The following is a 23485-nucleotide window of genomic DNA, read 5'->3' as shown; positions in this document are numbered from 1 at the left end:
GGTGTGCGGACCGGCCGGTCCGCCGCCCGGTCCGCACACCCGGGCGGTCGGCCGCCCGGTCCGCACACCCGGCCGGTCGCCCCGGCGCCGACGTCAGACGGGTACCGCGGTGACCACGACGTTGTCCCGGTAGCTGCGGGCCTTGGCGTCGAACGGGCCACCGCAGGTGATCAGGGTCAGCCGGGGTCGACCGTCCCGGGCGAAGTACCGCTCCAGCGGGATCTTCGTCTTCGGGTACTCCTCCCGGGCCACCACCCGGTACGTGCGTGCCACCCCGTCGCTTCCCGTGGCGGTGACGGTGTCGCCCCGGTCGAGTTCCCGCAGCCGGAAGAACGCCCCCGCGCCCTGCTCGGCACTGTCCACGTGCCCGGCGACCACGATCGAGCCGGTGTCCGCCTCCAACCCGGGCCCGTGGCGGTACCAGCCGATCCGGTCCACGCTCGGCGGCACCTCGAACTCGTTGCTCACCGGGTCCACCCCGACCGGGTCGACCGTGGCGGTCACCCCGATCCGGGCGATCCGCAGCCGTACCGGCGGGACCGTCGCGGCGGCGGTGGGCAGATCGCCCCGGGTGACCGGGACGGACGTCGGGGCCGGGCCGGTGGCCCCGGTGTCCGGGCTCGCGGTGGCGAGCTGCCGCACCTCCTCGCTGCCCACGTTCCCGGCCGGTCGGGACGCGCAGGCGACCAGACCGGCGACGGTGAGCACGGCGACGCCGGCGGCCGTGGCCGCCAGCGCGCCGCGGTTGCGTACCGTCACCGGCGGCCCGACCGGGCGGTGGCCACCCGGGCCCCGCCGCCGACCAGGAGCAGCACCCCGGCGCCGGCCAGCGCGTACCACCAGGCGCCCGGGCCGCTGTCGGCCCCGCCGCCGGTGCCGCTGGGTACCCGGTGCGGGGCGGAGTGCAGGCCGTCGATGGTCTGCGCCACCACGGTCAGCGTCTTCGCCTCGGCCGAGCCGATCGCGTAGACGATGGTCGCGGTGCCCTCCTTCAGGTTGAGCTGCTGCGCGCCGATCGCCACGGTCTCGGTACCGGCCAGCACCACGTCGGCCGCGACGGTGCCGGCGGCCACGTCACCCTTGGCCTCGTTGGGGTTGGTCAGGTTCCGGAAGACCGGGGTACCCCCGGCGCGGACGTCCACCGCCGGAGCGGCGGCGGTGTGCCGGACGATCAGGCGGGCCTTGCCGGCGGCCACCTTCGCGGTGTCGTTGACGAACGGGGTGATCTTCGGCTGGCCGGCTGCGTCGAGGTGGGCGGCGATGCTGATGTTCGCCCCACCGGGGACGGCGGCGTTGTCGACCTTCAGGATCGCCTGGCCGATCGGCTCACCGGGCTTGGTCAGCGCGATGTCGTACTCGCCCTGCGCCAGGTCGAGCGGACCGGCCACGTCGCCGGGCTTGAAGTTGTCCAGGGTCTTGTTGCCGTTGACGTACACGTCGACCGGGGTGTCCGGGATGCCGTGCACCACGGAGACCTTCGAGCTGGCGGCGAACGCCGGGGTCGCGGAGAACACGCCCACGCTGGCGAACGTCGCGGCGAGGACCGCCGCCCCCGCGCCGGTCCGACGGATGAACGATGCCTGCATCTCTCCTCCTGGCGGTGCTGCTGGATGTCGCCGGTGGGCGGGAGCCCGGGCCGGCTTGCAGAACGGGTTACGACGGGTACGCCGGAACCGGATGCGCGGGGCGGGGCATTTCTTTATCCGGTCGGCGGTGCATCCACCGGGGCACCCGACCGCGAAGTACCGGTGAGAACGACCGTTGAGCGGTGACCGGGAGTGGGGTGCTGATGGTCGCGGAGGCTACAGTCAGGCATGCCCCACACAAGGCCACGCGCCCGATGACGGAGGCGCTCCACAACTCCGGGCCACCGGGGCCCGACGATCTCGCCGAGCGTTTCCGGTCCGGTGACGAGACGGCACTACGCGAGGCGTACGACCGCTTCGGCCGGGCCGTCTTCCACCTGGCCACCAGCACTCTGGCGAACCGCGCCGACGCCGAGGACGTCACCCAGGCCACCTTCGTGGCGGCCTGGCTGGGTCGGGACTCGTTCGACCCGACCCGGGGCTCGTTGATCGGCTGGCTGCTCGGCATCGGCCGGCGCAAGGTGATCGACCGGCTCCGGGCGGTGGCCCGGGAGGACCGGATCGTCGACCAGGTCCGGCAGCTGCCCGAGCCGGCCCCGGAGGGGCCGAGCCCGGACCGGGTGGTGGACCGGCTGGTGGTCGCCGACGAGTTGGCCCGGCTCCCCGCCGACCAGCGACGGATGCTCGAACTGGCGTTCTTCGACGACCTGACCCACCAACAGATAGCGACGGTGACCGGGGTGCCGCTGGGCACGGTGAAGAGTCACATCCGGCGCGGCATGGCGAGCCTGAAACGCAGATGGGAGGTGGACGGTGTCGCACCTGGATCACGACCGGCTGGTCTTTCTGGCGCTCGGTGAACTGACCGCGGCAGCCGACGACACCCGGCATCTCGACTCCTGCGTCGCCTGTCGGGACGAGTTCGAGTCGCTGCGGCACGTCGCCGGGCTCGGCGCGGACACCCAGGGGCTGACCGACCTGCCGGCTCCGCCGGAGCACGTCTGGCAGAACATCACCGCCGAGATCGCCGCGGCCCAGGCACTGCCGTCACTCGGCGAGGTGCGCCGGCAGCGTACCGGTGAGGAGCCGGTCGGGGCGGCGGCGCACGGTCCGGGGTCGACGGGGCCGGCGACCGTGGCCGACCCGCCGGTCGTTCCGACACCGGTCGGTGACCGGCCCGCCGGGCCGCTGCGCGACGGTGCCGTTCCCACCGGCCCGGGGGACGCGGACCGGCCGCCCCGGCGGCGGGACACGTCGGCTCCGGGTCGCCGGTCGGGTCGTGGTCGCCTCGGTCGCTGGGTGGTCACCGCCGCGACCGCTGTCGCCGCCGCCGCGATCGGCGTGGTCGGTACGGTGGTGGCGCTGCGGCCGTACGCCCCGGAGCCACCGGCACCCACCCCGGCGGTGGTCGCCCAGGCGCCGCTGAGCGCGTACGGCAGCACGCCGGCCAGCGCCAGCGGCAGTGCCCGGGTGTTCAAGGACGGGCGGTTGCACCTGCACGTGTCCAACCTGCCGCAGGTTCCGGGCTACTACGAGGTCTGGTTGATCAACCCGAGCACCATGAAGATGTTCTCGGTGGGGGTGCTGGGCGACGGTTCGGACGTCCTGTTGCCGCTGCCCCCGAACGTCGACCTGGACAGCTTCCGGGTGGTTGACGTCTCCGCCGAGGGGTACGACAACAACCAGGCCCACTCGGGTGACAGCCTGCTCCGGGGCACCCTGACGAGTTGACCGGCGGGCCGGCTTCAGCTCCCCGTCCCGCCGGTCAACTCCCCCGTGACGCGTCAGGGGGTGGCGGTCCGCTGCCGGACCGCCACCCCCTGACGAACGGGTCACTTGCGCTTGCGTACCTCGTCGGCGGCCTGCGGGACGACCTTGAACAGGTCGCCGACCACGCCGAAGTCGGCCAGCTCGAAGATCGGCGCCTCGGCGTCCTTGTTGACCGCGACGATGGTCTTCGAGGTCTGCATGCCGGCCCGGTGCTGGATCGCGCCGGAGATGCCGAGGGCGACGTAGAGCTGCGGGGAGACCGTCTTGCCGGTCTGCCCGACCTGGAACTGGTGCGGGTAGAAGCCGGAGTCGACGGCCGCCCGGGACGCCCCGACGGCGCCGCCGAGCAGGTCGGCCAGCTCCTCGACCAGCTTGAAGTTGTCGGCGTTGCCGACCCCACGGCCGCCGGAGACGACCACGCTGGCCTCGGTCAGCTCGGGGCGGGAGCCCTTCTGCTCGGCGACCCGGTCGACCACCTTCGCCAGCTTGTCGGTGTCGCCGACCTGGACGGTGAGCTGCTCGACGGCCGGGGTGGCCGGCGCCGGGACCGGGTTGACCGAGTTCGGGCGGAGGGTGACCAGCGGCAGGCCCCGGGTGACCTTGGACTTGACGATGGTGGAGCCGGCGAAGGCCACCTGGGTGGCGGTGCCGTCCGTGTCGAGCGAGACCACGTCGGTCAGGATGCCGTTGTCCAGCTTGACCGCGAGCCGGGCCGCGATCTCCTTGCCCTCCTGGGCGGAGGCGAGCAGCACGGCGGCCGGCGAGACCCGCCGGACCAGGTCGGCCAGGACGGTGGCCTTGGGGGCCACCAGGTAACCGTCGATCTCCTCGCTCTCGGCGGCGTAGATCTTCTCCGCGCCGTACTCACCGAGCCTGTCGGCGAGCGCGGCGGCGGCACCGGGGCCGCCGAGCACGACGGCCGACGGGGTACCCAGCTCGCGGGCGAGGGTGAGCATCTCCAGGGTGACCTTCTTGACGCCGAATTCCCTGGTGGCTTCGACGACGACAAGTACCTCAGCCATGACCGTTACCCCTCAGACGAACTTCTCGGTGGCGAGGAACTCGACCAGCTTCACGCCGCCGTCGCCCTCGTCGGTGATCTTCGCGCCGCCGGAGCGCGGCGGGCGCTTGCTGTGCTCCAGGACGGTGCTGGTGGCACCGTCGAAGCCGACCTCGCCGGGCGCGACGCCCAGGTCGGCCAGGGAGAGGGTCTGCACCGGCTTCTTCTTGGCGGCCATGATGCCCTTGAACGAGGGGTACCGGGGCTCGTTGATGGTGTCCCAGACGGAGACCACGGCGGGGGTGCTGGCGCTGACCACCTCGTAGCCCTCCTCGGTCTGCCGCTCGACGGTCAGGTTGCCGCCGTCGACGGTCAGCTTGCGGGCACCGGTCAGCGCGGCGACCCCGAGCCGCTCGGCGAGCATGTGCGGCATCACCTGGACCCGACCGTCGGTGGACTCGGCGCCGCAGATCACCAGGTCGGGGTTGAGCGTGCCGAGGGCGGCGGCGAGGACCTTGCTGGTGGCCACCGCGCAGGACCCGTGCAGGGCGTCGTCGACGACGTGCACGGCCTTGTCCGGCCCCATGGAGAGCGCCTTGCGGATCGACTCGGTCGCCCGGTCCGGACCCATGGTCAGGATGGTGACCTCACCCCCGTGCGCTTCCTTGATCTTCAACGCCTCCTCGATGGCGTACTCGTCCATCTCGTTGATGACGTTGCTGGCCGAGCCGCGGTCGACGGTGTTGTCGTCACTGCGCAGGTTGCGGTCCGCGCCCGAATCGGGCACCTGCTTGACGAGTACGACGATGTTCATCGCGCTTCGACGACCCTCCTGTTGTGGTGGTGTGAACCTCGCTCGTTCGGGCGCAGCCTGCCCGGCCCACGAACGCGCGGTCAACCGCGGGACGTTGTGCAGTTGCCCACGGGCCAATGTTACCTGCCAGTAGCATCACGATCCGGGGACCCGACAGTGACACAGGTCACCCAGGGTCGCACGGCCGGATAGAGTGCCGGCGACCGGAGGTATCACGATATGTCGCAGCAAATCGGAACGCCCAGCTCTTCGCAACCCGCCGCCCCCGCCGAGGAACCGTTCCGGGCGGACCACCTGTCCGCCCCGGAGACCGTCACGCCGGGCCCGAACGGGAGGCCCGGCGACGACGGCGCCGACTGCCGGGTGATGGGCGTCGGTACCCACCGCTGCCGGTGCGGGCAACTACGCGAACACTGCGTACGCACCGCGAAACGCTGGCTGTGGACGGGCACGCTCAGTCGGGTAGCGCCAGCGCGTCCGTGATCCAGGCGATCGCGGCGGCCTCGGCGGCGGCGATCCCCCGGTGTGCCCGGGCGACCGCGTCGGCCGCATCGAGCACCGTCCGCCGGTACGGCTCGACCTCCTCGGGGGCCTTCTCCTGGAGGATCGCCACCGCCCGACGCAACCCGGGGAGCACGGTCGCCTCCACGGCGGTGCTCGACCGGCGCGGCAACGACGGCAGCGCCCCCGTGGTCAGCACCTCCTTGACCAGCCCGCTGGTGCCGGCGATCGCCCCGGAGGCGGCGAAACTCTCCTTGATCATGGCGAACAGGCCCGGATCGGCGTCGGAGACCAGGAAGACCGCACCGAACGCCGCGGTCTTGAGGGTCGTCTTCTCCTCGTCGGTCAGCCGCTGCTCCATGATCAGGGAGTGTAGACGTACGGGGTGGTCGTGGTGACCGCAACGAAACCCAACCGCTCCAGGATCGGCCGGCTGTCCGGGGAGGCGTCCACCTGGAGCAGGGTGAACCCGCGGGCGTGCGCCAGCCGGGCACGGTAGGCCACCATCGCCCGGTAGATGCCCTGCCTACGCCACTGCGGCAGGGTCGAACCGCCCCACAGGGTGGCGAAGGCGGTACCCGCGATGAACCGCACCCAACCGGCACAGACCACCGTGTCCCCCGCCTCGGCCACCACGATCGTGATCGCCTGCGGGTCCGCCTCGATCTCCTTGGCCAGGCCGGTGACGAGGTGACTGCGGTCCTCCTGCCAGACCTCCGCCTCCATCGCCGCGATCCGCTCCAGGTCCGCGTGGGCGCTCACCTCCCGCAGGCGTACCCCGTCCGGGAGCACCGGCAGCGGCCCCGCCAGCGGCGCGACCGGCCCGATCACCACGGTCTCCGGGTCCTGCGGCACGAACCCGGCGGCCCGCAGCCGGTCCGGCAGGTCGGCCGGCTCGTCATGGCTGTAGTGCTTCCACTCGACCTCCTCCCCGGCTGCGGCGAAGAGGTCCCGCTGCCGCAGGATCAGGGCGTCCAGCTCGGCCCCGGTCAGTCCGTCCAGGTCCCGGTAGGTGAGGAAGCCGGCCGGACCCAGGCCGCGTACCCGCACCAACGGCCCGTCCCGCTCCACGGTCACCCCCGGCGCCACCGGGTCCGGCACGTCCGGACGGAGCTGCTGATCATGGGCTTCGAGCAGGGCAGCAACCTTCAGATCTGTCATCTGCCCAGGCTAAGCAGGGCGTCCACCGGTTAACGTCAGGCGATGTGGGACATGATCCGGCGCTGGTTCGACCCGCGCGAGCTACGCGAGGTCGGTACCACGCCCGACTACCGGTTCTCGCTGGCCAACGAGCGCACCTTCCTGGCCTGGCTGCGGACCGGGCTGGCGCTGGTCGCCGGTGGCCTGGCCGCCGCCCAGTTCCTGCCGCCACTGCCCCTGGCCCACCTGCGGGAGGTGATCGCGGTGGCCCTGCTGCTGCTCGGCGGGACGGTGGCGGTCCGGGCGGTCGACCACTGGGCCCGGACCGAACGGGCCATCCGGCTCGGCGAGGAACTGCCGGCGAGCCGTTTCCCGGCGATCCTGGCCCTGGCCGTCGGGACCGGCGCGCTCCTGCTGGTGGTGGCGGTCCTCGCGAACGCCTTCGGTACCCCGTGACGGGTGCCCACGGAGGTCTCCGGTGCCCGGTGGGCGGTCGCGGGTACCGGGGCGGTGCCCGGTGAGCGGCGGACCGGCCGGACCGGCCGACCCCGGGTTGCAGCCCGAACGGACCCGGCTGGCCTGGCGGCGGACCGCGCTCGCCCTGACCGCGGTCACCGTGCTCACCGTCCGGCTGGCCGCCGGTCGGGGCGTACCCGGTGCGGCCCTGGCCGCGACGGCGGTCGCCGGCTGGGGGGTCGTGCTGTGGACCATCTGGGGACGGATGACCGGCTCCCGACGGTCCGCCCCCGGCGGCGGGCGGGCCTTCCCGCTGACCGCCCTGGCCACCGCCGGGTCCGCCCTGCTCGGCGTGCTGCTGGTGCTCGTCGGGGTGGGCTGAACCACGGGCGTGCGCCATGATGGGGGTATGGCCCGCCTGTCCATCCTGCTCTTCGTGGTCCAGGTCATCCTGGCCGCGCTCGCCCTGATCAGTTGCCTCTCCGCCGAGAAGGACGAGATCCGCGCGCTACCGCGGCTGGCCTGGGTGGCACTCATCCTGCTCTTCCCACTGCTCGGCTCGATCGCCTGGTACTTCGCGGGTCGACCGGTACCGGCCGGCGGGAAGGGTGGTCTGCCCGGCCTGCCCGGCGGGGCGATGCGGCAGCCGCCCCGCCCGGTCGCGCCGGACGACGACCCCGAGTTCCTCCGCTCGTTGCGGGAGCGCACCGCCGCCGAGAAGGAACGCGCCGACCGGGAACTCTTCGACCGCTGGGAGGCGGACCTGCGGCGCCGCGAGGACGACCTGCGGCGCCGGCAGGCCGGTGACCCACCCCGCGAGGAGGACCGGCCCGAGGTCTGACCCGGGCCGGTCACACCGGACTGGCCAGGGCCGTGACCAGCCGTTCCACGGCGCGGACCGGGCCTGGCCGAGCACCGGGGCCGGTCTCAGACCCGGCGCTTGAACGCCCGCAGGGCCAGCGGGGCGAAGATCGCCGCGATCACGGCGCCCCAGATCAGCGACCGGAGCACCGGCCCGGCCACCGGACCACCGATCAGCAGGCCACGCAGCGCGTCGGCGAGTACGGTCACCGGGTTCACCGCCACCCACGCCTGCAACCAGCCCGGCATGGTGCCGGTCGGGACGAACGCGTTGCTGGTGAAGGTGAGCGGGAAGATCACCGTGAAGCCGAAGATCTGCACCTTCTCCGGTTCGTTGACCAGCACCCCGACGAGTACGGAGATCCACGACGCGGCCAACGAGAAGGCCAGCAGCAGGGCGAACGCGCCGACCAGCCCGGGCAGGCCGTTCTCCAGCCGGAAGCCGAGGATCATCCCGACGCCGACCAGCAGCGTCACCGACCAGGCCTGTTTCACGGTGTCGGCGAGGATCCGGCCGGCCAGCGGCGCCCACCGGGCGATCGGCAGCGACCGCAGCCGGTCGAACACCCCCTTGGTCAGGTCGGTGTTGAGCCCGAACCCGGTGGTCATGGTGGCGAAGAAGGCGTTCTGCACGATGATGCCGGGCAGCGCGAAGGTGAGGTACTCCCCCGGCGAACCGGAGATCGCGCCGCCGAAGACGTAGGTGAAGAGCAGCACGAACATCACCGGCTGGATGCTCAGGTCGAGCAGTTCCATCGGGTTGTGCTTGATCTGCACCAGACTGCGCCAGGCCAGCGTCAGGGTGTGCCGCAGCCCGGTGAGCGGACCGACCCGCCGGGTGGGGACGAGTGGCCGGTCGACGGCGAGCGTGGTCATGCGGGGGTCCCCTCGAGTACGTCCTGATCGGTGCGGGTCGGCTCGGTACGGTGCCCGGTCAGCGACAGGAACACCTCGTCCAGGCTGGAGCTGCGCAGGGCCAGCTCGGCGACGTGCACCCCGGCGGCGTCCAGCCGGCGTACCACGGCGGGCAGCACCGAGGGGTCGTTGACCGGCACGGTCACCGTGGTCTGGTTGACCTCCGGCACGGTGCCGGCCACCGCACCGGCGACGGTCACCACGGCCGGCAGGTCGGCCGGGTCCCGGGGACGCACCGCGAGCACCTGACCGCCGGTGCGGGCCTTCAGCTCCTCCGGGGTGCCGCGCGCGATCACCCGACCGTGGTCGACCACCGCGATCTCGTCGGCGAGCTGGTCGGCCTCCTCCAGGTACTGCGTGGTGAGCAGCACGGTCACCCCGTCGGCGACCAGCTTCCGGACGATGTCCCACAGCTCGTTGCGGCTGCGCGGGTCGAGGCCGGTGGTCGGCTCGTCGAGGAAGAGCACCTGCGGTCGACCGACCAGACTGGCGGCCAGGTCGAGGCGACGGCGCATCCCGCCCGAGTAGGTCTTGGCGGCCCGGCCGGCCGCGTCCGCCAGGTGGAAGCCGGCGAGCAGCTCGGCGGCGCGGACCCGTGCCGCCGCCCGGGACAGGCCGAGCAACCGGCCGATGAGCAGCAGGTTCTCGGTGCCGGTGAGGGCCTCGTCGACCGAGGCGTACTGCCCGGTCAGACCGATGAGCTGACGCACCCGGTGGGCGTCCCGCTCGACGTCGAAACCACCGACGCTGGCCCGGCCGGCGTCGGGCCGGAGCAGGGTGGCGAGCACCCGGACGGTGGTGGTCTTGCCGGCGCCGTTCGGCCCGAGCAGGCCGAACACCGTGCCGGCGCGGACCTCCAGGTCGACTCCGGCGAGGGCGGTCGTGCCGCCGAACCGCCGGACGAGCCCCTCGGCCCGGATCGCGTGTTCCATTCGCTGCTCCCGTCGCGCTGGCTGGTCAACCCAGCGTGCACGACGGGGCTGACATTCTGCCGGTCCGCGGTGACCCTACGTGCCCACCGGCAGGAATGCCGCCGAATTCCCCGGGCCGGGTGATTCCCCCCGGACCGGCGGCTCCCCGACCAACGGTTCCCCGGACCGGGTGCGCCGGTCCGGGGAGCCCGTCCGTCAGGCCAGGTTCGACGACCGGGGGTACGCGTCCGTCGGGTCCGTGAGCACGTTGACCAGGTACGGCACCCCGGCCGCGAAGGCCCGCTCCAGCGCCGGGGCGAGGTCCGCCGCCTTCGCCACCGTCTCCCCCGCCCCGCCGAGTGCGCCCACCACCGCGTCGTACCGCAGTTCGGGTTGCAGGTCGGCGGCCACGTCGTAGCCGTACATGGCGCGCATCGGGTGCTTCTCCAGCCCCCAGATGCCGTTGTTGCCGACCACGATCACCACCGGCAGTTTCTGGCGGGCCAGCGACTCCACGTCCATCAGCGAAAAGCCGGCCGCACCGTCGCCCATCAGGACGCAGATCTGCCGGTCCGGGTGGGTCACCCGGGCGCCCATCGCGTACCCCATGCCGGTGCCGAGGCAGCCGTACGGGCCGGGGTCGAGCCAGGTGCCCGGCTGCGCCGGTTCCAGGTACCGGCCGGCGTAGGAGACGAAGTCACCACCGTCGCCGATGGTGATGGCGTCCCGGTCGAGCACCCGGCGCAGTTCGCCGTACACCCGGGCCGGCCGGATCGGGTCGGTGTCGGCGGCCATCTCCGTCTCGTGTTTGGCCCGGGCGGCGTCCTCGGCCACCCGCAGGTCGGCGACCCAGTCGGTGTGGTCGGTCCGGTCGCCGGCGTGGTCGGCCAGCGCGGAGAGGATCAGCCGCAGGTCCCCGGCGGGCGAGGCGGCCGGCTGTACGTGCCCGGCGCGCTGGCTCGGCGCGTCCACGATGTGCACGACCTGGGCGTCACCGAAGTCGCCGAAGCTGAGCCGGAAGTCCAGCGGGGTACCGACGACCACCACCAGGTCGGCGCCGGAGAGGGCGACCCGACGGGCCTTGCTGAACGCGAGCGGGTGCTCCGGCGGCAGGGCGCCCCGGCCCATGCCGTTGGTGAACACCGGTACCCCGAACGCCTCGGCGGCTTCCCGCAGTGCGGCGACCGCGTCGGCGGCGTACACGTCGGAGCCGGCGATGATGACCGGCCGGTGCGCGGCGGCGAGCAGGGCCGCCGCGCGGGCCACCTCGTCCGGGTCCGGCTCGACCGGCGCCACGGCGGGCGCGGCGGGCGGCGCCGCGTCGGCGACCGAGAAGACCGCCTCCAGGGGCAGGTCCAGGAAGGCCGGGCCACGGTGCGGGGTGAGCGCGGCGGTCAGCGCGTCGACGATCGCGCCGGGGATCTCGTCGGTGCTGAAGACCGTCTGCGCGTGCTTGGTCACCGGGGCGACCAGCGGCAGGTGGTCGATCTCCTGGAGACTGCCGGAACCCCAGCGGAAGGCCGGTGCCCGGCCGCCGAGCACCAGCACCGGGGAGGCGTTGAAGAAGGCGCTGGTCAGCCCGGAGACACCGTTGGTGACGCCGGGGCCGGCGGTGAGCACCGCGAGGCCGGGGCGGCGGCAGAGCTTCGCCACCGCCTCGGCCGCGAAGACCGCGGACTGCTCGTGCCGGACGTCGTAGAGCGGGAAGTCGGTGCGGTGGGCCGCGTCGTAGAGCGGGAAGACGTGCCCACCGCTGAGGGTGAACATCTCCCGTACGCCGCCGGCGCGCAGCGCCGCGAGCGCCAGCTCGCCGCCATGGCCTTCGATCCGCTCCGTCATCGTCGCTCCCATCGTCACATGACCGGGATCACACGCTACCGGTCGGTAGGAACGTGAACAACACTCGGATAGCTCTCCGGTCGACGGCCCGCCGCGCCCCGCCACGGGGTCAGCGGCCGGTGAAGTCCGGCTTGCGCTTCTCCACGAAGGCGGCCATGCCCTCACGCCGGTCGTCGGTCGCGAAGAGCGCGGCGAAGAGCTGGCTCTCCCACGCCAGGCCCGAGTTCAGGTCCATGTCCAGCCCGCCGTCGACGGCGAGCTTCGCCGCCCGCAGCGCCTGTACCGGGCCGGTCAGGTACGGCCGGACCAACTCGACCGCAGCGGTGTAGACCTGGTCCGCCGGGACCACCCGGTCGACCAGCCCGATGCGCAGCGCCTCCTCGGCGTCCACCATCCGGCCCGACATGATCAGATCCTTGGCCCGGGCCGGGCCGACCAGCCGGGCCAGCCGCTGGGTACCGCCGGCACCGGGGATGATGCCCAGCTTGATCTCCGGCTGGCCGAGCTTCGCGTTGTCGGCCACCACCCGCCAGTCACAGGCCAGCGCCAGCTCGCAGCCGCCACCGAGCGCGTACCCGGTGATCGCGGCGACCACCGGCTTGGGGATGCGGGCGAAGGCGCCGAGGGCACTGGACAGGTCAGCCGCCCGGGCCGCCATGTCCACGTACGACATGTCGGCCATCTCCTTGATGTCGGCGCCGGCCGCGAAGACCTTCTCCCCGCCGTACACGATGACCGCGCGGACCTCGGGGTCGGCGGCGGCCTCGGTGGCGGCGGCCCGCAACTCCTCCTGCACCTGCTTGTTCAGCGCGTTCATCGGCGGCCGGTCCAGCCGGATCGTCCCGATGCCGTCGTTGGTCTCCAACCGGACGAACTCGCTCACGCTGTCCTCACTTCCTCGTCGAAGTCGCGTGCCCACACTACGGGCCGGCTCGTTGGGTACGTAGTGTGGATTCGGACCGGACAGGGAAACACCCGGGTCAGGCAGCACACCGGAGCAGGGGCCACGATGACCACTTACTACGACGACCGGTCGGTACGGGTCACCTCGGCGGCCATCCGGGTCGACGGACGCACGTATCCGCTCGCCGACTTCACCGAGGTCTGGCACCGCCGCAGCGCCCGTTCGTGGCGGGTGCTGGGCCGGCGGGGTGCCCTCGGGGTCGCCCTGGTCAGCCCGGTGGTGTTCGCCGTGATCGGGATCGCCGTCGGGCTCTCGCTGGACACCTCGCTCACCGTCACCATCGCCATCGTGGGCGGTTCGGTCCTGGTCGGACTGGCGGTCGGGCCGCTGGCCGACCTCCTCTTCGAGCACCTCGACCGGTCGTACGCCCGGGGCAGCCGGACCATGGAGCTGTGGGTGCGCTGGCGGGGTCGGCCGGTACGGCTGCTCGCCACCGACGACGCGCTGCGCTTCGGGCAGATCTACCGGGCGCTGCAACGGGCGGTCGAGCAACGACAGCCGGTCACGCCCCGCTGACCCATCCGCACAACCGGGGGCACGGCTATCGTCACCGGATGACCACCCCCACCCACCGGAACGCGCTCGCCCTCGCCGGCCTGCTGGCCGCCGCCGGGGTCACCCACTTCGCCCGGCCCCGGTTCTACGACCCGATCGTGCCGCCGGCCCTGCCCGGACCGGCCCGGTTCTGGACGTACGCCAGCGGCGTCGCCGAGCTGGCCGTGGCGGCGGCGGTGGCACACCCGCGTACCCGCCGGGCCGGCGGACTGGCCGCCGCCGCGCTCTTCGCGGCCGTGTTCCCGGCGAACGTGCAGATGGCGCGGGACTGGCGGCACCGACGTCCCGCCCAGCGGGCCGTCGCGTACGGCCGGCTGCCCCTCCAGGCCCCGCTGATCTGGTGGGGCCTGCGGGTCGCCCGCTCCGCCGACGACCGGGACTGACACCGGTACCGGCCGGCGACGACCGGAACCAGCCGGCCGGCGCAGAGCAGGTGGACGACGCCGGGCAAGTGAATGGCGCAGAGCAGCCGGCCGGCGCAGAGCAGGTGAGCGGCGCCGGGCGGCGCTGGCCGGCGCGACGCACACTGGGTGCATGGCGATCCCCCTTCCCCGTCCTTCCGACGTTCTCGGCCTGACCCGGTCCGCCGTCGACCAGGCACTCGGCTCGGCCACCGCGCTGGCCGGTCTGCCCGCCCGGGCCTTCGCGCTGCTCGACGGGGTGGAGGCGCTGCTCACCCGGATCAACCAGGTGGTCGACCGGGTCGAGGCGACGCTGGACCGTACCGACCGGGTGGTGACCGCTGCCGCGACCCTGGTCGACGACGCGGAACGGGTGACCCGCGCGGCCGGCACGGTGGTCGCCGGGGCGGAGACGGTGGCGACCCGGGCCGCCGACACGGTGACCAGGGCGGCCACCGCGGCGGGCACCGCCGACGAGTTGCTGACGGCCTATGCCGACACGCTGCGGCGGGCGGCACCGATGGCCGGTCGCTTCGTCGAGGAGCTGAGCCACGAGGAGGTCACCGCCGCCATCCGGCTCGTCGACGAGCTGCCGAAACTCAAGCAGCACCTCACCTCGGACATCCTGCCGATCCTGGCCACCCTGGACCGGGTGGGCCCGGACCTGCACGACCTGCTCGACGTCACCCGGGACCTCAAACTGGCGGTCGCCGGGATCCCCGGCCTCGGGATGCTGCGCCGCCGGGGCGAGAACCGGCTCGGCGAGGACAGCGCCGGCTGAGCGCGGTACCGGCCGGACGCGCTGCCGGCCCGCTGGCCGCTGCCGGCCGGCTCAGCAGCCACAGTCCTTCGACGGCCCGACTGCGGTCAGCCCGTCGACCGGCCGCCGATGCAGGCCGGAAGCGGTGACCACCGGCAGGCCCTCGCGGACCCAGTACTCGAATCCGCCGATCATCTCCTTGACCGGGTGACCGAGGCGGGCGAAGGCGAGCGCCGCCCGGGTGGCGCCGTTGCAGCCCGGCCCCCAGCAGTAGGTGACGACGGTGGCACCCGGCGGCACCAGCGTGCCGGCCGACGTCGGCACCTGCGCGGTCGGCAGGTGCACGGCACCCGGAAGGTGGCCCTGTCGCCAGGCGTCCCCGGACCGGGAGTCGACCACGACGATCTCCGCCGTCCCGGCGGTCAGGTCGGCGTACACGTCACTGACGTCGGTCTCGTACGACAACCGGGCGGCGAAGTGGGCGACCGCGTCCGGTGCGGGGGCGGCGGCCACGGAGAGGACTCTCGACATGCCGTCGATCCTGCCCACCGCCCGGACCGGGCAACAGTGGCCAGGATGACGGGCACCGATAACATCCCGCCATGTCCCACCACCGGCCGGACCTGCCCCGGCCTGCGCGGGGAACCGCCCCGGCCCGCAGCGGACGACGGACCGTGTCGGTACTCGCCTACCCCGGCATGTCCGTCTTCGAGACGGGCATCGTCACCGAGGTCTTCGGACTGCCCCGACCCGAGTTCGACGTCGACTGGTACGACCTCACCGTCTGCGCCGAGGTCCCCGGTCCCGTCGACGTCGTCGGCGGCGCGAGTCTGTACACCCGGCACGGCCTGGACGCCTTCGCTGCGGCACAGACCGTGATCGTGCCCGGCGTACCCGATGTCGACGTCGGGCCGTCCCCCCGGCTGGTCGACGCACTCCACCGGGCACACCGGCGGGGTGCCCGGATCGTCTCGATCTGCTCGGGGGCGTTCGCGTTGGCCGGAGCGGGGCTGCTCGACGGCCGGCGGGCCACCACCCACTGGCGGTACGCCGACCGGCTGCGCCAGCGTCACCCCGCCGTCGACGTGGATCCGGGGGTGCTCTACGTCGACCACGGCGACGTGCTGACCGGCGCGGGCAGCGCAGCCGGGTTGGACCTGTGCCTGCACCTGGTCCGGCAGGACCACGGGGCGACCGTGGCCAACGCGGTGGCCCGCCGCCTGGTCGCCCAACCGCACCGCTCCGGCGGGCAGGCACAGTTCATCGAGGCTCCGCTCGCCACCGGTGCGGGCGAGGACCGGATCGCCCTGAGCATGGCCTGGGCGCTGGCCAACCTCGGTACGCCGATCACCCTGCGGGCCCTCGCCGAGCGGGCCACCATGTCGACCCGCAGCTATCTCCGCCACTTCACCAGGGTCACCGGTACCCCGCCGGTGCGATGGTTGGTCAACCAACGGGTACAGGCCAGCCTGGCCCTGCTGGAGCACTCCGACACACCGGTCGAGGAGGTCGCCCGGATGGTCGGCTTCGAGTCGGCGGTCACCTTCCGGCACCACTTCCGGCGGACGGTGCACACCTCGCCGTCGGCGTACCGGCGGGCCTTCCGCCAGGGCTGACGCGGGTCAGACCGGGCCTTCCGCCCCGGCCGACGCGGGTCAGACCGGGCTGAGGCCGGGCCGGCGCAGGTCGTCGACCTCGACCACCTCCCGGCCGAGTGGCCAGAGCGCCGCCGGTACCAGCTTGAAGTTGGCGATCCCGAACGGGATCCCGACGACCGTCAGGCAGAGCCCCACCCCGGCGACGATGTGCGACAGGGCCAGCCACCAGCCGGCGACGATCAGCCAGAGCACGTTCGCCAGCCCGGAGGCGACCCCCACGCCCGGCTTCGGTACCAGCGTGCGACCGAACGGCCAGAGCGAGTAGTAGGCCAGCCGCAGCGATGCCACACCGAACGGAATGGTCACCACCAGCGCGAAGCAGATCAGCGCCGCGATGCCGTACCCGATCGCCAGCACGATGCCGCTACCGAAGACCAGCCAGAGAAGATTGAGCAGAAACCGGACCATGTCCCCATCGTGCCCGGCCGGCTCAACCACCGGGCCGAACGGGCATGCGCCGCCGGGTGGCTCAGACCGGTGCGGTGTACAACTCGTCGATCTCGGCGCGGTGCGGCAGGGCCACCGAGGCGCCGAGCCGCCGGGCGCAGGCCGCACCGGCCGCCGTCGCCCAGGCCACCGCCGACACCAGGTCCCGACCCTCGCCCCAGGCCACCGCGAGGGCACCGGTGAACGCGTCCCCGGACGCCGTGGAGTCGACCACGTCGACCTTCACCGCCGGGACGTGCACCGCCGTCCCGTCCCGGTCGCCGTACCAGGCACCCTGCGCCCCGAGGGTCAGTGCCACCCGGGGTACCAGGTCCAGCAGGGCGGCCCGCACGTCCGGGGCGGCGCCCACGATCGCCGGGGCGTGCTTCTCCTTGGCGACCAGCAGGTCCACGGCGGCGAGCAGGTCCGCCGGTACCTCCCGGGCCGGCGCCGCGTTGAGCAGCACCCGGGTACCCGCCGACCGGGCGGCCAGTACCGCCTCGGTGACCGCCTCCAGGGGCGTCTCCAACTGCGCGACCAGTACGTCGGCGCGCCGGATCACGTCGAGTTCGCTGCCGGTCAGCCCGGTGAGGGAGGCGTTCGCCCCCGGGGTGACCAGGACCGCGCTCTGCCCGCCGCCGTCCACCATCACCAGGGCTACCCCGGAGGCGCCATACACCACCCGCAGGTGCTCGGTGTCGACGCCGGCCCCCGCGATCCGGGCCTTCAGGGTGACCCCGAAGGAGTCCGAGCCGATCGCGCCGAGCAGGGTGCAGGCGGCACCCGCGCGGCTGGCCGCGATCGCCTGGTTGGCGCCCTTGCCGCCGGCCACCATGACGAAGTCGCTGCCCAGCGCGGTCTCGCCCCGACCGGGCAGCGTCGGCGTGGTGGCGACCAGGTCCATGTTGGCGCTGCCCACGACCACCACCCTGGTCCGGTCCACCCGGCACCTCCCTGCCACATCGAACGTCGCGGTGAGTCTAGGGCTACCCCCGGATCGGCCCGGCCCATGGCAGGCTTGTGAGGCATGACGGACATGCCGATCGGAGTGATGTACCGCTGCGACAGCCCGCCGGAGAACCTGCCGGCGTACGCGCGCCTGGTCGAGCGGCTCGGCTACGACGAGTTGTGGCTGGTCGAGGACTGCTTCTTCGCCGGTGCGGTCTCGTCGGTGTCGGTGGCCGCCGCGGTCACCGAACGGCTGCGGATCGGGCTGGGCATCATGCCGGCCGCGTTCCGCAACCCGGCGCTCGCCGCCATGGAACTGGCCAACCTGGACCGGATGTTCCCCGGCCGGATCCTGCCCGGATTCGGTCACGGCATGGCCGACTGGGTACAGCAGGTCGGCGCCGGGCACCCGTCACCCCTGGCGGTGCTCGGCGAGACGGTCGAGGCGGTACGCGCCCTGCTCGGCGGGGAGACCGTCTCGGTGAGCGGTCGGCACGTCCGGCTCGACGGGGTGACGCTGGCGTACCCGCCGGCCGGGCCGCTGCCGGTCGCCACCGGGGTACGCAACGAACGCTCCCTGCGCCTGTCCGGTCAGCTCGCCGACGGCACCATCCTGGCCGAGTGCGCGAGCCCGGCGTACGTGCGGTGGGCCCGGGAGCAGATCGAGCAGGGCCGCCGGGCGGCCGGCCGGACCGACCCGCACCGGGTGACCGTGTACGCCTTCTTCGACTTCGACTCCGCCCGGGCCAGCGCCCGCACGGAGATCGCCCGGCTGCTCTCCGCCGGCCGGGCACCGGCGGCGGCCGACGTCGACCTGGCCGAGGAGGTCACCGCGCTGCGGGCCGCCACCGGGGACGACGTGGCGGCACTGGCGGCGGCCCTACCGGACAGCTATGTGGACCGGTTCGCGGTGGCCGGTACGCCCGCACAGTGCCGGGCCGCGCTGGCCGCCCTGGCGGAGGCCGGGGCGGACGCGGTGGTGCTCGTCCCGCCCCCGGACCCGCAGCTGGCCGTCGCGCACATCACCCTCGCCGCCGACGCACTCCGCTGAGAGTGCAAGGAAGGGCCCCTTCCTAACGTTTCCGGTAGAGGAAGGGCCCCTTCCTAACACTCCGCGCGGCGTGCCCACCCGCACGGCATGCCCACCCGCACGGCGTGCGCACCCGCGCGGCATGCGCTCGCTCAGGCGGCGCGGGCGGTGTACCGGTCGCCGTGGCGCTGCACCACCAGGGGCAGTCCGAACGTCTCGGTCAGGTTCTCCCCGGTCAGGGTGTCGTCGAGCAGCCCCTGGGCGACGATCCGGCCGTCCCGCAGCAGCAGTGCGTGGGTGAAGCCGGGCGGGATCTCCTCGACGTGGTGGGTGACCAGGACCAGCGCCGGGGCGTCCGGGTCGTACGCCAGCTCGGCCAGCCGGGCCACCAGGTCCTCCCGCCCGCCGAGGTCGAGCCCGGCGGCCGGTTCGTCGAGCAGCAGCAGCTCCGGGTCGGTCATCAGGGCCCGGGCGATCTGCACCCGCTTCCGCTCCCCCTCCGAGAGGGTGCCGTACGTCCGGTCCGCCAACGAGCCGACACCGAGCTGGTCGAGGAGCGCGACGGCCCGCGCGGCGTCCATCGCGTCGTAGCGTTCCCGCCAGCGGCCGACCACCGACCAGGCGGCGGTCAGGACCACGTCGCTGACCGGTTCGTCGGCGGGGATCCGTTCGGCGAGCGCCGCGGTGGAGAGGCCGATCCGGGTACGCAGTTCGGCGATGTCGGTCCGGCCGATGCGCTCACCGAGCACGTGGGCGACCCCGGTGGTGGGGTGCAGCCGGGCGGCGGCCAGGTTCAGCAGGGTGGTCTTGCCGGCCCCGTTGGGGCCGAGGACCACCCAGCGTTCGTCCAGCTCAACCCGCCAGTCGACGGTGTCGAGCAGCCGCGTGCCGGACCGGAGCACGCTGACCCCGGCCAGGTCGACGACCACGTCGGCGGTCACGGGCGAGGGGGTGGGGGCGGCGCCACTGGCGCCGGGGACCAGGTCAGTAGGCACCCGGACATCCAACCACGCAGCCCGACCCGCCCCCCACGGACATCACCGGCACCGTAGGGTGCGCCGTGTCACTGATCACCCGGAGGTCCGCATGAGCCACCCCGATCCGGTCCCCGCATGAGTACGGTCATCGAGATATCCGGCCTGCGCAAGACGTTCCGCCGGCTGCGCGGCGGTGCCCACGTGGCGCTGGACGGCTTCGACCTGCTGGTGGAGTCCGGTCAGATCCACGGTTTCCTCGGCCCGAACGGCTCGGGCAAGACGACCACGCTGCGCGCCCTGCTCGGGCTGGTACGCGCCGACTCCGGGCGGATGACGGTGTTCGGGGAACCGGCACCCGAGCGGCTGCCCCAGGTCGCCGGCCGGGTCGGCGCGATCGTGGAGAGCCCGCAGTTCTTCGGCAACTTCACCGGCCGGCGGACGCTACGGCTGCTGGCCGTGGCGGGTGGGGTGCCGACCAGCCGGGTGGACGCGGTACTGGAGCAGGTCGGGTTGGCCGACCGGGCCGACGAGCGGGTCCGGTCGTACTCGTTGGGCATGAAACAGCGACTGGCGGTGGCCTCGGCGCTGCTGAAGGAGCCGGAGCTGCTGATCCTGGACGAGCCGGCGAACGGCCTCGACCCGGCCGGTATCCGGGAGATGCGCGACCTGATGCGTGACCTGGCAGCGGCCGGGGTGACCGTGCTGGTCTCCAGCCACATCCTCGCGGAGATCCAGCTGATCTGCGACCACGTGACGATCATCTCCCGGGGCCGCCGGGTGGTGGCCGGTCGGGTCGACGAGGTGCTCGCCGGTTTCGACCACGGCGAGTACCGGGTCCGGGTGGCCGAGCTGGACCGGGCCGCCGAGCTGCTCGGCGCCGCCGGCCTGACGGTGGTCGGGCATCCGGACCACCTGGTGGTCCAGCAGGTCGCGGACCCCACCGCGATCGCCCGCACCCTCGGCGAGCAGGGCCTCTGGGTACGGGAGGTGACGCCGTTGACGCCGGACCTGGAGAGCGTCTTCCTCGAACTGACCGGTACCGGCCACCGGTCCGCGGGCACCGGACCGGAACACACCGCACCACCGGACCGCGGCACCGGCCGGGATGCTGGGGAACCGGAGCGGGTCATCGAACTCGGCCCGACGGCCACCGGATCCGGGGAGGTGCCGGCGTGAACCTGGTCCGCGCGGAACTGGAGCGGCTGACCGCCCGCCGGTTCGTCCAGCTCATGGTGGTGCTGCTGATCGCCGCGTTCGGCATCACCATCGCCACCACCCTGGCCAGCTCGCACCGGCCTACCCAGGTCGAGGTGACCCGGGCCGAGCAGCAGGCCGCCACGGCCCGGCAGGAGATGGTGCAGGCGTACCAGAACTGCCTGGCGGCGCGGGCGGCGGGTGTCCAGCCGGGGCAGGACGGGTACCCCGCCAACTGCGCCGAAATGGATCCGGCCCGGTCGAAGCATCTGCCCTCCGCCGGGGACTTCCTGTACCAGGTCTTCGTCTTCGACCAGCAGATCCGTCCGCTGCTCTACTTCCTGATCGCGTTCCTGATGCTCTTCGCCTTCCTGGTCGGCGCCTCCTACATCGGCGCCGACCTGACCTCGGGGGGCATGACCAACCTGCTGCTCTGGCGTCCGCAGCGGATGACCGTGCTGGGCACCAAGCTGGGTGCGCTGCTCGGCACGGTCCTCGTCGTGTCGGTGCTGTCGTCGCTGCTCTACCTCGGGGCGTTCTGGCTGATCGCCGTCGTGGGCGGGCTCGTCGGCGACCCGACGGCCACGTTCTGGACCGACCTGTCCCTGACGTACCTGCGGGGCCTGGTGCTGGTGCTGATGGCGGGCACGCTCGGCTTCTCGGTGGCGACGCTGGGCCGGCACACCGCCGCCGCGCTCGGCACCTTCGCCGGGTACGTCGTGCTGTGGGAGCTGGGTGCCCGGGTGGTGTTCGAGATCATCGAGGTGGCCCGCCCGGACCAGTGGATGCTCAGCTCCTACCTGGGCGCGTGGCTGGTCGGCCGGGTGGAGTTCTGGGACAACCAGGCCTGCCGACCGATCGAGTCCTTTTGTGACGGCATGTACGAGATCACCTGGCGGGGCGGGCTGCTGGTCCTGACCCTGCTGGTGGCGGGTGCCGTGGCCGCCTCGTTCACCGCGTTCCGCCGCCGCGACCTGGCCTGAGCCGGGAGGCCGGCCGAGCCCGGCGTGCCGGCCGGCGTCACGCGCACCCTGAGCCGGCGCGTTAGGAAGGGCCCCTTCCTATACCGAAAGCGATAGGAAGGGGCCCTTCCTCACACCTACAGGCGGGTGACCCGGATGGCGTCGGCGATGACGTAGCCGGTGCCGGAGGTCCACCGGCTGACGCCGACCACGTTGGCGTCCCCGGCGGCGAGACTGAAGGTGCCCAGCGAGCGCCACTGCCCGCCGTTGGCCCGCTGGTCGACGTAGACGGTCTGGTTGCCGGTGGTGGTGGCCACGATGTACGGCGCGGCGCTGTTGTAGCCCGCGTTGGCCGGGTACCAGACCTCGACCCGGTAGCTGGCGGTCGCCGGGATGTTGACCTTGTACCAGGCCGCGTCGCTGGCGGAGACCGGGTTGGCGTAGTGGTAGTCGGCGCCGTACCGCTGCGTGGAGTAGGTCGAGACGGCCCAGTTGGCGCTGGCGGTGAACCGGCCGGCGGTGCTGTTGTCGACGATGGTGGACCAGGCCGGCGGCGGGGTGGAGCCGGTCACCAGCTGCATGTAGTAGGTCCAGTTCCAGTTCGGCCCGGGGTCGGTGTGGGTGGCGCCGGGTACCTGGTTGTGGCCGATGATGTGGGTACGGTCCTTCGGGATGCCGTACTTGTCGCAGAGGTACCTGGTCAGCGCGGCCGAGGCGCGGTACATCGCGTCGGTGTACCAGGACGCGTCGCTGACGTAACCCTCGTGTTCCAGCCCGATGGACTGGGTGTTGTACGTCCAGTTGCCGGCGTGCCAGGCGATGTCCTTGTCCCGCACCATCTGGGTGACCGCGCCGTCGGAGGAGCGGAGCAGGTAGTGCGCGCTGACGCCGGCCGACGGGTTCTGGAACCAGCTGATCGAGCCGGCGTACGAACCCTGCATGGTGTGGATGACGACGTAGTTGATCGGGTAGGCGCTCTCCCGGCTGGAGACCGTGTAGTTGCTGGAGCTGGCCGGGACCCAGGCGGCCGGCGGGTAGTCGGTGCTGAGCGTGCCGAGGTCACCCGTGCCGGTGGCGGTGCCGGTGGCCGGGCCGGCGGTGCCGCTGCCGAGCGGGGCGGTGGCGGCGAGCGCGCCGCGCCGGGGGGCGACCGGCCGTCCGGTGACGGCCACCGGGCCGCTGCCGGTACGCGCGGTGAAACCGGTGGCGAGCAGGTCGTACACGGTGTCGGCGTAGAGCCGGGCGGTGGCCGGGTCGGTCGCACCGCCGTACCGGGCGACGACCGGGTACCACTGGTCGACGTCGCGGCGCTGGTCGCCGGTGAGTCCGGCGGCGTCGGCGTAGGAGCGCAGCACGGCCGCCGCGCCGGTCACGTTGGCCGCGTCCCGGGTACGCAGCGTGTCGGCGTCCAGCCCGGTGGCGACGACGGCCTCGTCGAGGGTCCGTACCTTCGGGTTCCGGGTCAGGTGCATCACGCCGTACCCGCCGGAGAAGCTGGGGGCGCCACCGTGCCCGTCCAGGTGCGTCTCGGCGTAGCCGAGGGCGGCGAGCAGGTCCCGGGGTACGTCGTGCCGGCTGGCGGCGGTGTCGAAGGCGGCGGCGAGGGCGCCGGCCGGCCGGGTGGTGTCGGTCGGTGCGGCCGAGGCGGGTTGACCGGCCAGGGCCGTGGCCAGGATGAGGGCGCCGCCGAGCAGTTGGCTCGTGCGACGCAGCGGGCTCCGTACAGTCACCGTCACTCCTAACGCAGTGCGCGGGGGCGCCTCCAGCGGCCGGACCCCAGGTGACGGAACGGTATAGCGAGACTTCTATCTATGTCG

Annotated in this window: 27 protein-coding genes; 12 read left to right on the top strand and 15 right to left on the bottom strand. The window is 73.0% G+C overall.

The features are described from left to right. Positions 1-93 precede the first annotated feature (93 nt). Together GSF22_RS02760 and GSF22_RS02755 are read right to left on the bottom strand one after the other, a co-directional pair. A complete protein-coding gene (locus tag GSF22_RS02760) occupies positions 94-759 on the bottom strand; it encodes a class F sortase (protein WP_208811110.1) in 666 nt (221 codons plus the stop codon). After that, positions 756-1586 (bottom strand): DUF4397 domain-containing protein, encoded by an 831-nt coding sequence (locus GSF22_RS02755; protein WP_208811109.1) that lies wholly within the window; start codon positions 1584-1586, stop codon positions 756-758. The genes GSF22_RS02760 and GSF22_RS02755 overlap by 4 nt, the downstream gene beginning before the upstream one ends. Before the next feature lie 254 nt (positions 1587-1840). Here GSF22_RS02755 and GSF22_RS02750 point away from each other — a divergent pair, with 254 nt between their 5' ends. Next, on the top strand, positions 1841-2446 hold the full coding sequence (locus GSF22_RS02750) for an RNA polymerase sigma factor (RefSeq protein WP_208811108.1): 606 nt from the start codon (positions 1841-1843) through the stop codon (positions 2444-2446). After that, the gene (locus GSF22_RS02745) at positions 2400-3317 is read left to right on the top strand and encodes an anti-sigma factor (RefSeq protein ID WP_208811107.1); all 918 of its coding nucleotides are present in this window, start codon (positions 2400-2402) and stop codon (positions 3315-3317) included. Before GSF22_RS02750 ends, GSF22_RS02745 begins: the two co-directional genes overlap by 47 nt. Positions 3318-3418: 101 nt before the next feature. On the opposite strand, the gene GSF22_RS02740 is transcribed toward GSF22_RS02745, so the two are convergent. The 4 genes from GSF22_RS02740 to GSF22_RS02725 form a co-directional block, all read right to left on the bottom strand. Further along, positions 3419-4378 (bottom strand): electron transfer flavoprotein subunit alpha/FixB family protein, encoded by a 960-nt coding sequence (locus tag GSF22_RS02740; RefSeq protein WP_208811106.1) that lies wholly within the window; start codon positions 4376-4378, stop codon positions 3419-3421. A gap of 12 nt (positions 4379-4390) precedes the next feature. After that, complete coding sequence (locus tag GSF22_RS02735) at positions 4391-5170, bottom strand: electron transfer flavoprotein subunit beta/FixA family protein (RefSeq protein ID WP_208811105.1); 780 nt, start codon at positions 5168-5170, stop codon at positions 4391-4393. Between the two features lie 454 nt (positions 5171-5624). Continuing rightward, positions 5625-6032, bottom strand: a complete 408-nt coding sequence (locus tag GSF22_RS02730; protein WP_439957726.1) for a hypothetical protein — start codon at positions 6030-6032, stop codon at positions 5625-5627. Between the two features lie 2 nt (positions 6033-6034). Next, on the bottom strand, positions 6035-6832 hold the full coding sequence (locus tag GSF22_RS02725; protein WP_208811104.1) for a GNAT family N-acetyltransferase: 798 nt from the start codon (positions 6830-6832) through the stop codon (positions 6035-6037). A 42-nt stretch (positions 6833-6874) separates the two neighbouring features. Here GSF22_RS02725 and GSF22_RS02720 point away from each other — a divergent pair, with 42 nt between their 5' ends. The 3 genes from GSF22_RS02720 (at position 6875) to GSF22_RS02710 (ending at position 8108) form a co-directional block, all read left to right on the top strand. After that, a complete protein-coding gene (locus tag GSF22_RS02720) occupies positions 6875-7267 on the top strand; it encodes a YidH family protein (RefSeq protein ID WP_208811103.1) in 393 nt (130 codons plus the stop codon). 61 nt (positions 7268-7328) lie between these two features. Then, the gene (locus tag GSF22_RS02715; RefSeq protein WP_208811102.1) at positions 7329-7649 is read left to right on the top strand and encodes a DUF202 domain-containing protein; all 321 of its coding nucleotides are present in this window, start codon (positions 7329-7331) and stop codon (positions 7647-7649) included. Positions 7650-7676: 27 nt separating this feature from the next. Next, complete coding sequence (locus GSF22_RS02710; protein WP_208811101.1) at positions 7677-8108, top strand: PLD nuclease N-terminal domain-containing protein; 432 nt, start codon at positions 7677-7679, stop codon at positions 8106-8108. 86 nt (positions 8109-8194) lie between these two features. On the opposite strand, the gene GSF22_RS02705 is transcribed toward GSF22_RS02710, so the two are convergent. The 4 genes from GSF22_RS02705 to GSF22_RS02690 form a co-directional block, all read right to left on the bottom strand. Continuing rightward, positions 8195-9004 (bottom strand): ABC transporter permease, encoded by an 810-nt coding sequence (locus GSF22_RS02705; protein ID WP_208811100.1) that lies wholly within the window; start codon positions 9002-9004, stop codon positions 8195-8197. Beyond that, a complete protein-coding gene (locus GSF22_RS02700; RefSeq protein WP_208811099.1) occupies positions 9001-9975 on the bottom strand; it encodes an ATP-binding cassette domain-containing protein in 975 nt (324 codons plus the stop codon). Before GSF22_RS02700 ends, GSF22_RS02705 begins: the two co-directional genes overlap by 4 nt. A 195-nt stretch (positions 9976-10170) precedes the next feature. Beyond that, the gene (locus GSF22_RS02695) at positions 10171-11793 is read right to left on the bottom strand and encodes an acetolactate synthase (protein WP_208811098.1); all 1623 of its coding nucleotides are present in this window, start codon (positions 11791-11793) and stop codon (positions 10171-10173) included. 109 nt (positions 11794-11902) lie between these two features. Next, positions 11903-12676 (bottom strand): enoyl-CoA hydratase-related protein, encoded by a 774-nt coding sequence (locus GSF22_RS02690; protein ID WP_208811097.1) that lies wholly within the window; start codon positions 12674-12676, stop codon positions 11903-11905. Positions 12677-12802: 126 nt separating this feature from the next. Here GSF22_RS02690 and GSF22_RS02685 point away from each other — a divergent pair, with 126 nt between their 5' ends. From GSF22_RS02685 to GSF22_RS02675, 3 genes are all read left to right on the top strand, one after another. Next, a complete protein-coding gene (locus GSF22_RS02685; RefSeq protein WP_208811096.1) occupies positions 12803-13273 on the top strand; it encodes a DUF6232 family protein in 471 nt (156 codons plus the stop codon). Positions 13274-13311: 38 nt separating this feature from the next. Continuing rightward, the gene (locus tag GSF22_RS02680; protein WP_208811095.1) at positions 13312-13695 is read left to right on the top strand and encodes a MauE/DoxX family redox-associated membrane protein; all 384 of its coding nucleotides are present in this window, start codon (positions 13312-13314) and stop codon (positions 13693-13695) included. A gap of 151 nt (positions 13696-13846) precedes the next feature. Then, positions 13847-14494, top strand: a complete 648-nt coding sequence (locus tag GSF22_RS02675) for a hypothetical protein (RefSeq protein ID WP_208811094.1) — start codon at positions 13847-13849, stop codon at positions 14492-14494. Between the two features lie 51 nt (positions 14495-14545). Here the strand turns inward: GSF22_RS02675 and GSF22_RS02670 are convergent, their stop codons facing one another. Further along, positions 14546-15004 carry a rhodanese-like domain-containing protein gene (locus tag GSF22_RS02670; protein WP_208811093.1) on the bottom strand — a complete coding sequence of 153 codons (459 nt, stop codon included), beginning with the start codon at positions 15002-15004 and terminating at the stop codon, positions 14546-14548. Between the two features lie 71 nt (positions 15005-15075). Between GSF22_RS02670 and GSF22_RS02665 the strand changes: the two genes are divergently transcribed. Next, positions 15076-16089 (top strand): helix-turn-helix domain-containing protein, encoded by a 1014-nt coding sequence (locus tag GSF22_RS02665; protein WP_208811092.1) that lies wholly within the window; start codon positions 15076-15078, stop codon positions 16087-16089. Positions 16090-16128: 39 nt separating this feature from the next. Here GSF22_RS02665 and GSF22_RS02660 read toward each other — a convergent pair whose 3' ends face one another. Both GSF22_RS02660 and GSF22_RS02655 read right to left on the bottom strand, forming a co-directional pair. After that, entirely contained in the window at positions 16129-16539 is a 411-nt protein-coding gene (locus tag GSF22_RS02660; RefSeq protein WP_208811091.1) for a YccF domain-containing protein, read from the bottom strand. A 61-nt stretch (positions 16540-16600) separates the two neighbouring features. After that, on the bottom strand, positions 16601-17500 hold the full coding sequence (locus GSF22_RS02655; RefSeq protein WP_208811090.1) for a ribokinase: 900 nt from the start codon (positions 17498-17500) through the stop codon (positions 16601-16603). Between the two features lie 84 nt (positions 17501-17584). Here GSF22_RS02655 and GSF22_RS02650 point away from each other — a divergent pair, with 84 nt between their 5' ends. Then, on the top strand, positions 17585-18556 hold the full coding sequence (locus GSF22_RS02650) for an LLM class flavin-dependent oxidoreductase (protein WP_208811089.1): 972 nt from the start codon (positions 17585-17587) through the stop codon (positions 18554-18556). A gap of 131 nt (positions 18557-18687) precedes the next feature. On the opposite strand, the gene GSF22_RS02645 is transcribed toward GSF22_RS02650, so the two are convergent. Then, entirely contained in the window at positions 18688-19530 is an 843-nt protein-coding gene (locus GSF22_RS02645) for an ABC transporter ATP-binding protein (RefSeq protein WP_208811088.1), read from the bottom strand. A gap of 117 nt (positions 19531-19647) precedes the next feature. Between GSF22_RS02645 and GSF22_RS02640 the strand changes: the two genes are divergently transcribed. Both GSF22_RS02640 and GSF22_RS02635 read left to right on the top strand, forming a co-directional pair. Beyond that, a complete protein-coding gene (locus GSF22_RS02640; protein ID WP_208811087.1) occupies positions 19648-20688 on the top strand; it encodes an ABC transporter ATP-binding protein in 1041 nt (346 codons plus the stop codon). Further along, on the top strand, positions 20685-21689 hold the full coding sequence (locus GSF22_RS02635; RefSeq protein ID WP_208811086.1) for an ABC transporter permease: 1005 nt from the start codon (positions 20685-20687) through the stop codon (positions 21687-21689). Before GSF22_RS02640 ends, GSF22_RS02635 begins: the two co-directional genes overlap by 4 nt. A gap of 116 nt (positions 21690-21805) precedes the next feature. On the opposite strand, the gene GSF22_RS36095 is transcribed toward GSF22_RS02635, so the two are convergent. Beyond that, complete coding sequence (locus tag GSF22_RS36095) at positions 21806-23398, bottom strand: golvesin C-terminal-like domain-containing protein (RefSeq protein ID WP_208811085.1); 1593 nt, start codon at positions 23396-23398, stop codon at positions 21806-21808. Positions 23399-23485: the final 87 nt, after the last annotated feature.

It is taken from the genome of Micromonospora echinofusca (assembly GCF_017614955.1).
In the GTDB taxonomy this organism is placed as follows: Bacteria; Actinomycetota; Actinomycetes; order Mycobacteriales; family Micromonosporaceae; genus Micromonospora; species Micromonospora echinofusca_A.
The sequence above is the reverse complement of the archived record's forward strand: the minus strand, read 5'-3'. Positions and strand labels throughout refer to the sequence as shown.

Bases quoted from the DNA above. Each gene is read 5' to 3' on its own strand.
- GSF22_RS02730 (WP_439957726.1), bottom strand. From the start codon at position 6,032: ATGGAGCAGCGGCTGACCGACGAGGAGAAGACGACCCTCAAGACCGCG.
- GSF22_RS02725 (WP_208811104.1), bottom strand. From the start codon at position 6,832: ATGACAGATCTGAAGGTTGCTGCCCTGCTCGAAGCCCATGATCAGCAG.
- GSF22_RS02695 (WP_208811098.1), bottom strand. From the start codon at position 11,793: ATGACGGAGCGGATCGAAGGCCATGGCGGCGAGCTGGCGCTCGCGGCG.
- GSF22_RS02665 (WP_208811092.1), top strand. From the start codon at position 15,076: ATGTCCCACCACCGGCCGGACCTGCCCCGGCCTGCGCGGGGAACCGCC.
- GSF22_RS02675 (WP_208811094.1), top strand. From the start codon at position 13,847: ATGGCGATCCCCCTTCCCCGTCCTTCCGACGTTCTCGGCCTGACCCGG.
- GSF22_RS02670 (WP_208811093.1), bottom strand. From the start codon at position 15,004: ATGTCGAGAGTCCTCTCCGTGGCCGCCGCCCCCGCACCGGACGCGGTC.
- GSF22_RS02705 (WP_208811100.1), bottom strand. From the start codon at position 9,004: ATGACCACGCTCGCCGTCGACCGGCCACTCGTCCCCACCCGGCGGGTC.
- GSF22_RS02650 (WP_208811089.1), top strand. From the start codon at position 17,585: ATGACGGACATGCCGATCGGAGTGATGTACCGCTGCGACAGCCCGCCG.
- GSF22_RS02660 (WP_208811091.1), bottom strand. From the start codon at position 16,539: ATGGTCCGGTTTCTGCTCAATCTTCTCTGGCTGGTCTTCGGTAGCGGC.
- GSF22_RS02755 (WP_208811109.1), bottom strand. From the start codon at position 1,586: ATGCAGGCATCGTTCATCCGTCGGACCGGCGCGGGGGCGGCGGTCCTC.
- GSF22_RS02750 (WP_208811108.1), top strand. From the start codon at position 1,841: ATGACGGAGGCGCTCCACAACTCCGGGCCACCGGGGCCCGACGATCTC.
- GSF22_RS02680 (WP_208811095.1), top strand. From the start codon at position 13,312: ATGACCACCCCCACCCACCGGAACGCGCTCGCCCTCGCCGGCCTGCTG.
- GSF22_RS02735 (WP_208811105.1), bottom strand. From the start codon at position 5,170: ATGAACATCGTCGTACTCGTCAAGCAGGTGCCCGATTCGGGCGCGGAC.
- GSF22_RS02640 (WP_208811087.1), top strand. From the start codon at position 19,648: ATGAGTACGGTCATCGAGATATCCGGCCTGCGCAAGACGTTCCGCCGG.
- GSF22_RS02740 (WP_208811106.1), bottom strand. From the start codon at position 4,378: ATGGCTGAGGTACTTGTCGTCGTCGAAGCCACCAGGGAATTCGGCGTC.
- GSF22_RS02720 (WP_208811103.1), top strand. From the start codon at position 6,875: ATGTGGGACATGATCCGGCGCTGGTTCGACCCGCGCGAGCTACGCGAG.
- GSF22_RS02700 (WP_208811099.1), bottom strand. From the start codon at position 9,975: ATGGAACACGCGATCCGGGCCGAGGGGCTCGTCCGGCGGTTCGGCGGC.
- GSF22_RS02710 (WP_208811101.1), top strand. From the start codon at position 7,677: ATGGCCCGCCTGTCCATCCTGCTCTTCGTGGTCCAGGTCATCCTGGCC.
- GSF22_RS02685 (WP_208811096.1), top strand. From the start codon at position 12,803: ATGACCACTTACTACGACGACCGGTCGGTACGGGTCACCTCGGCGGCC.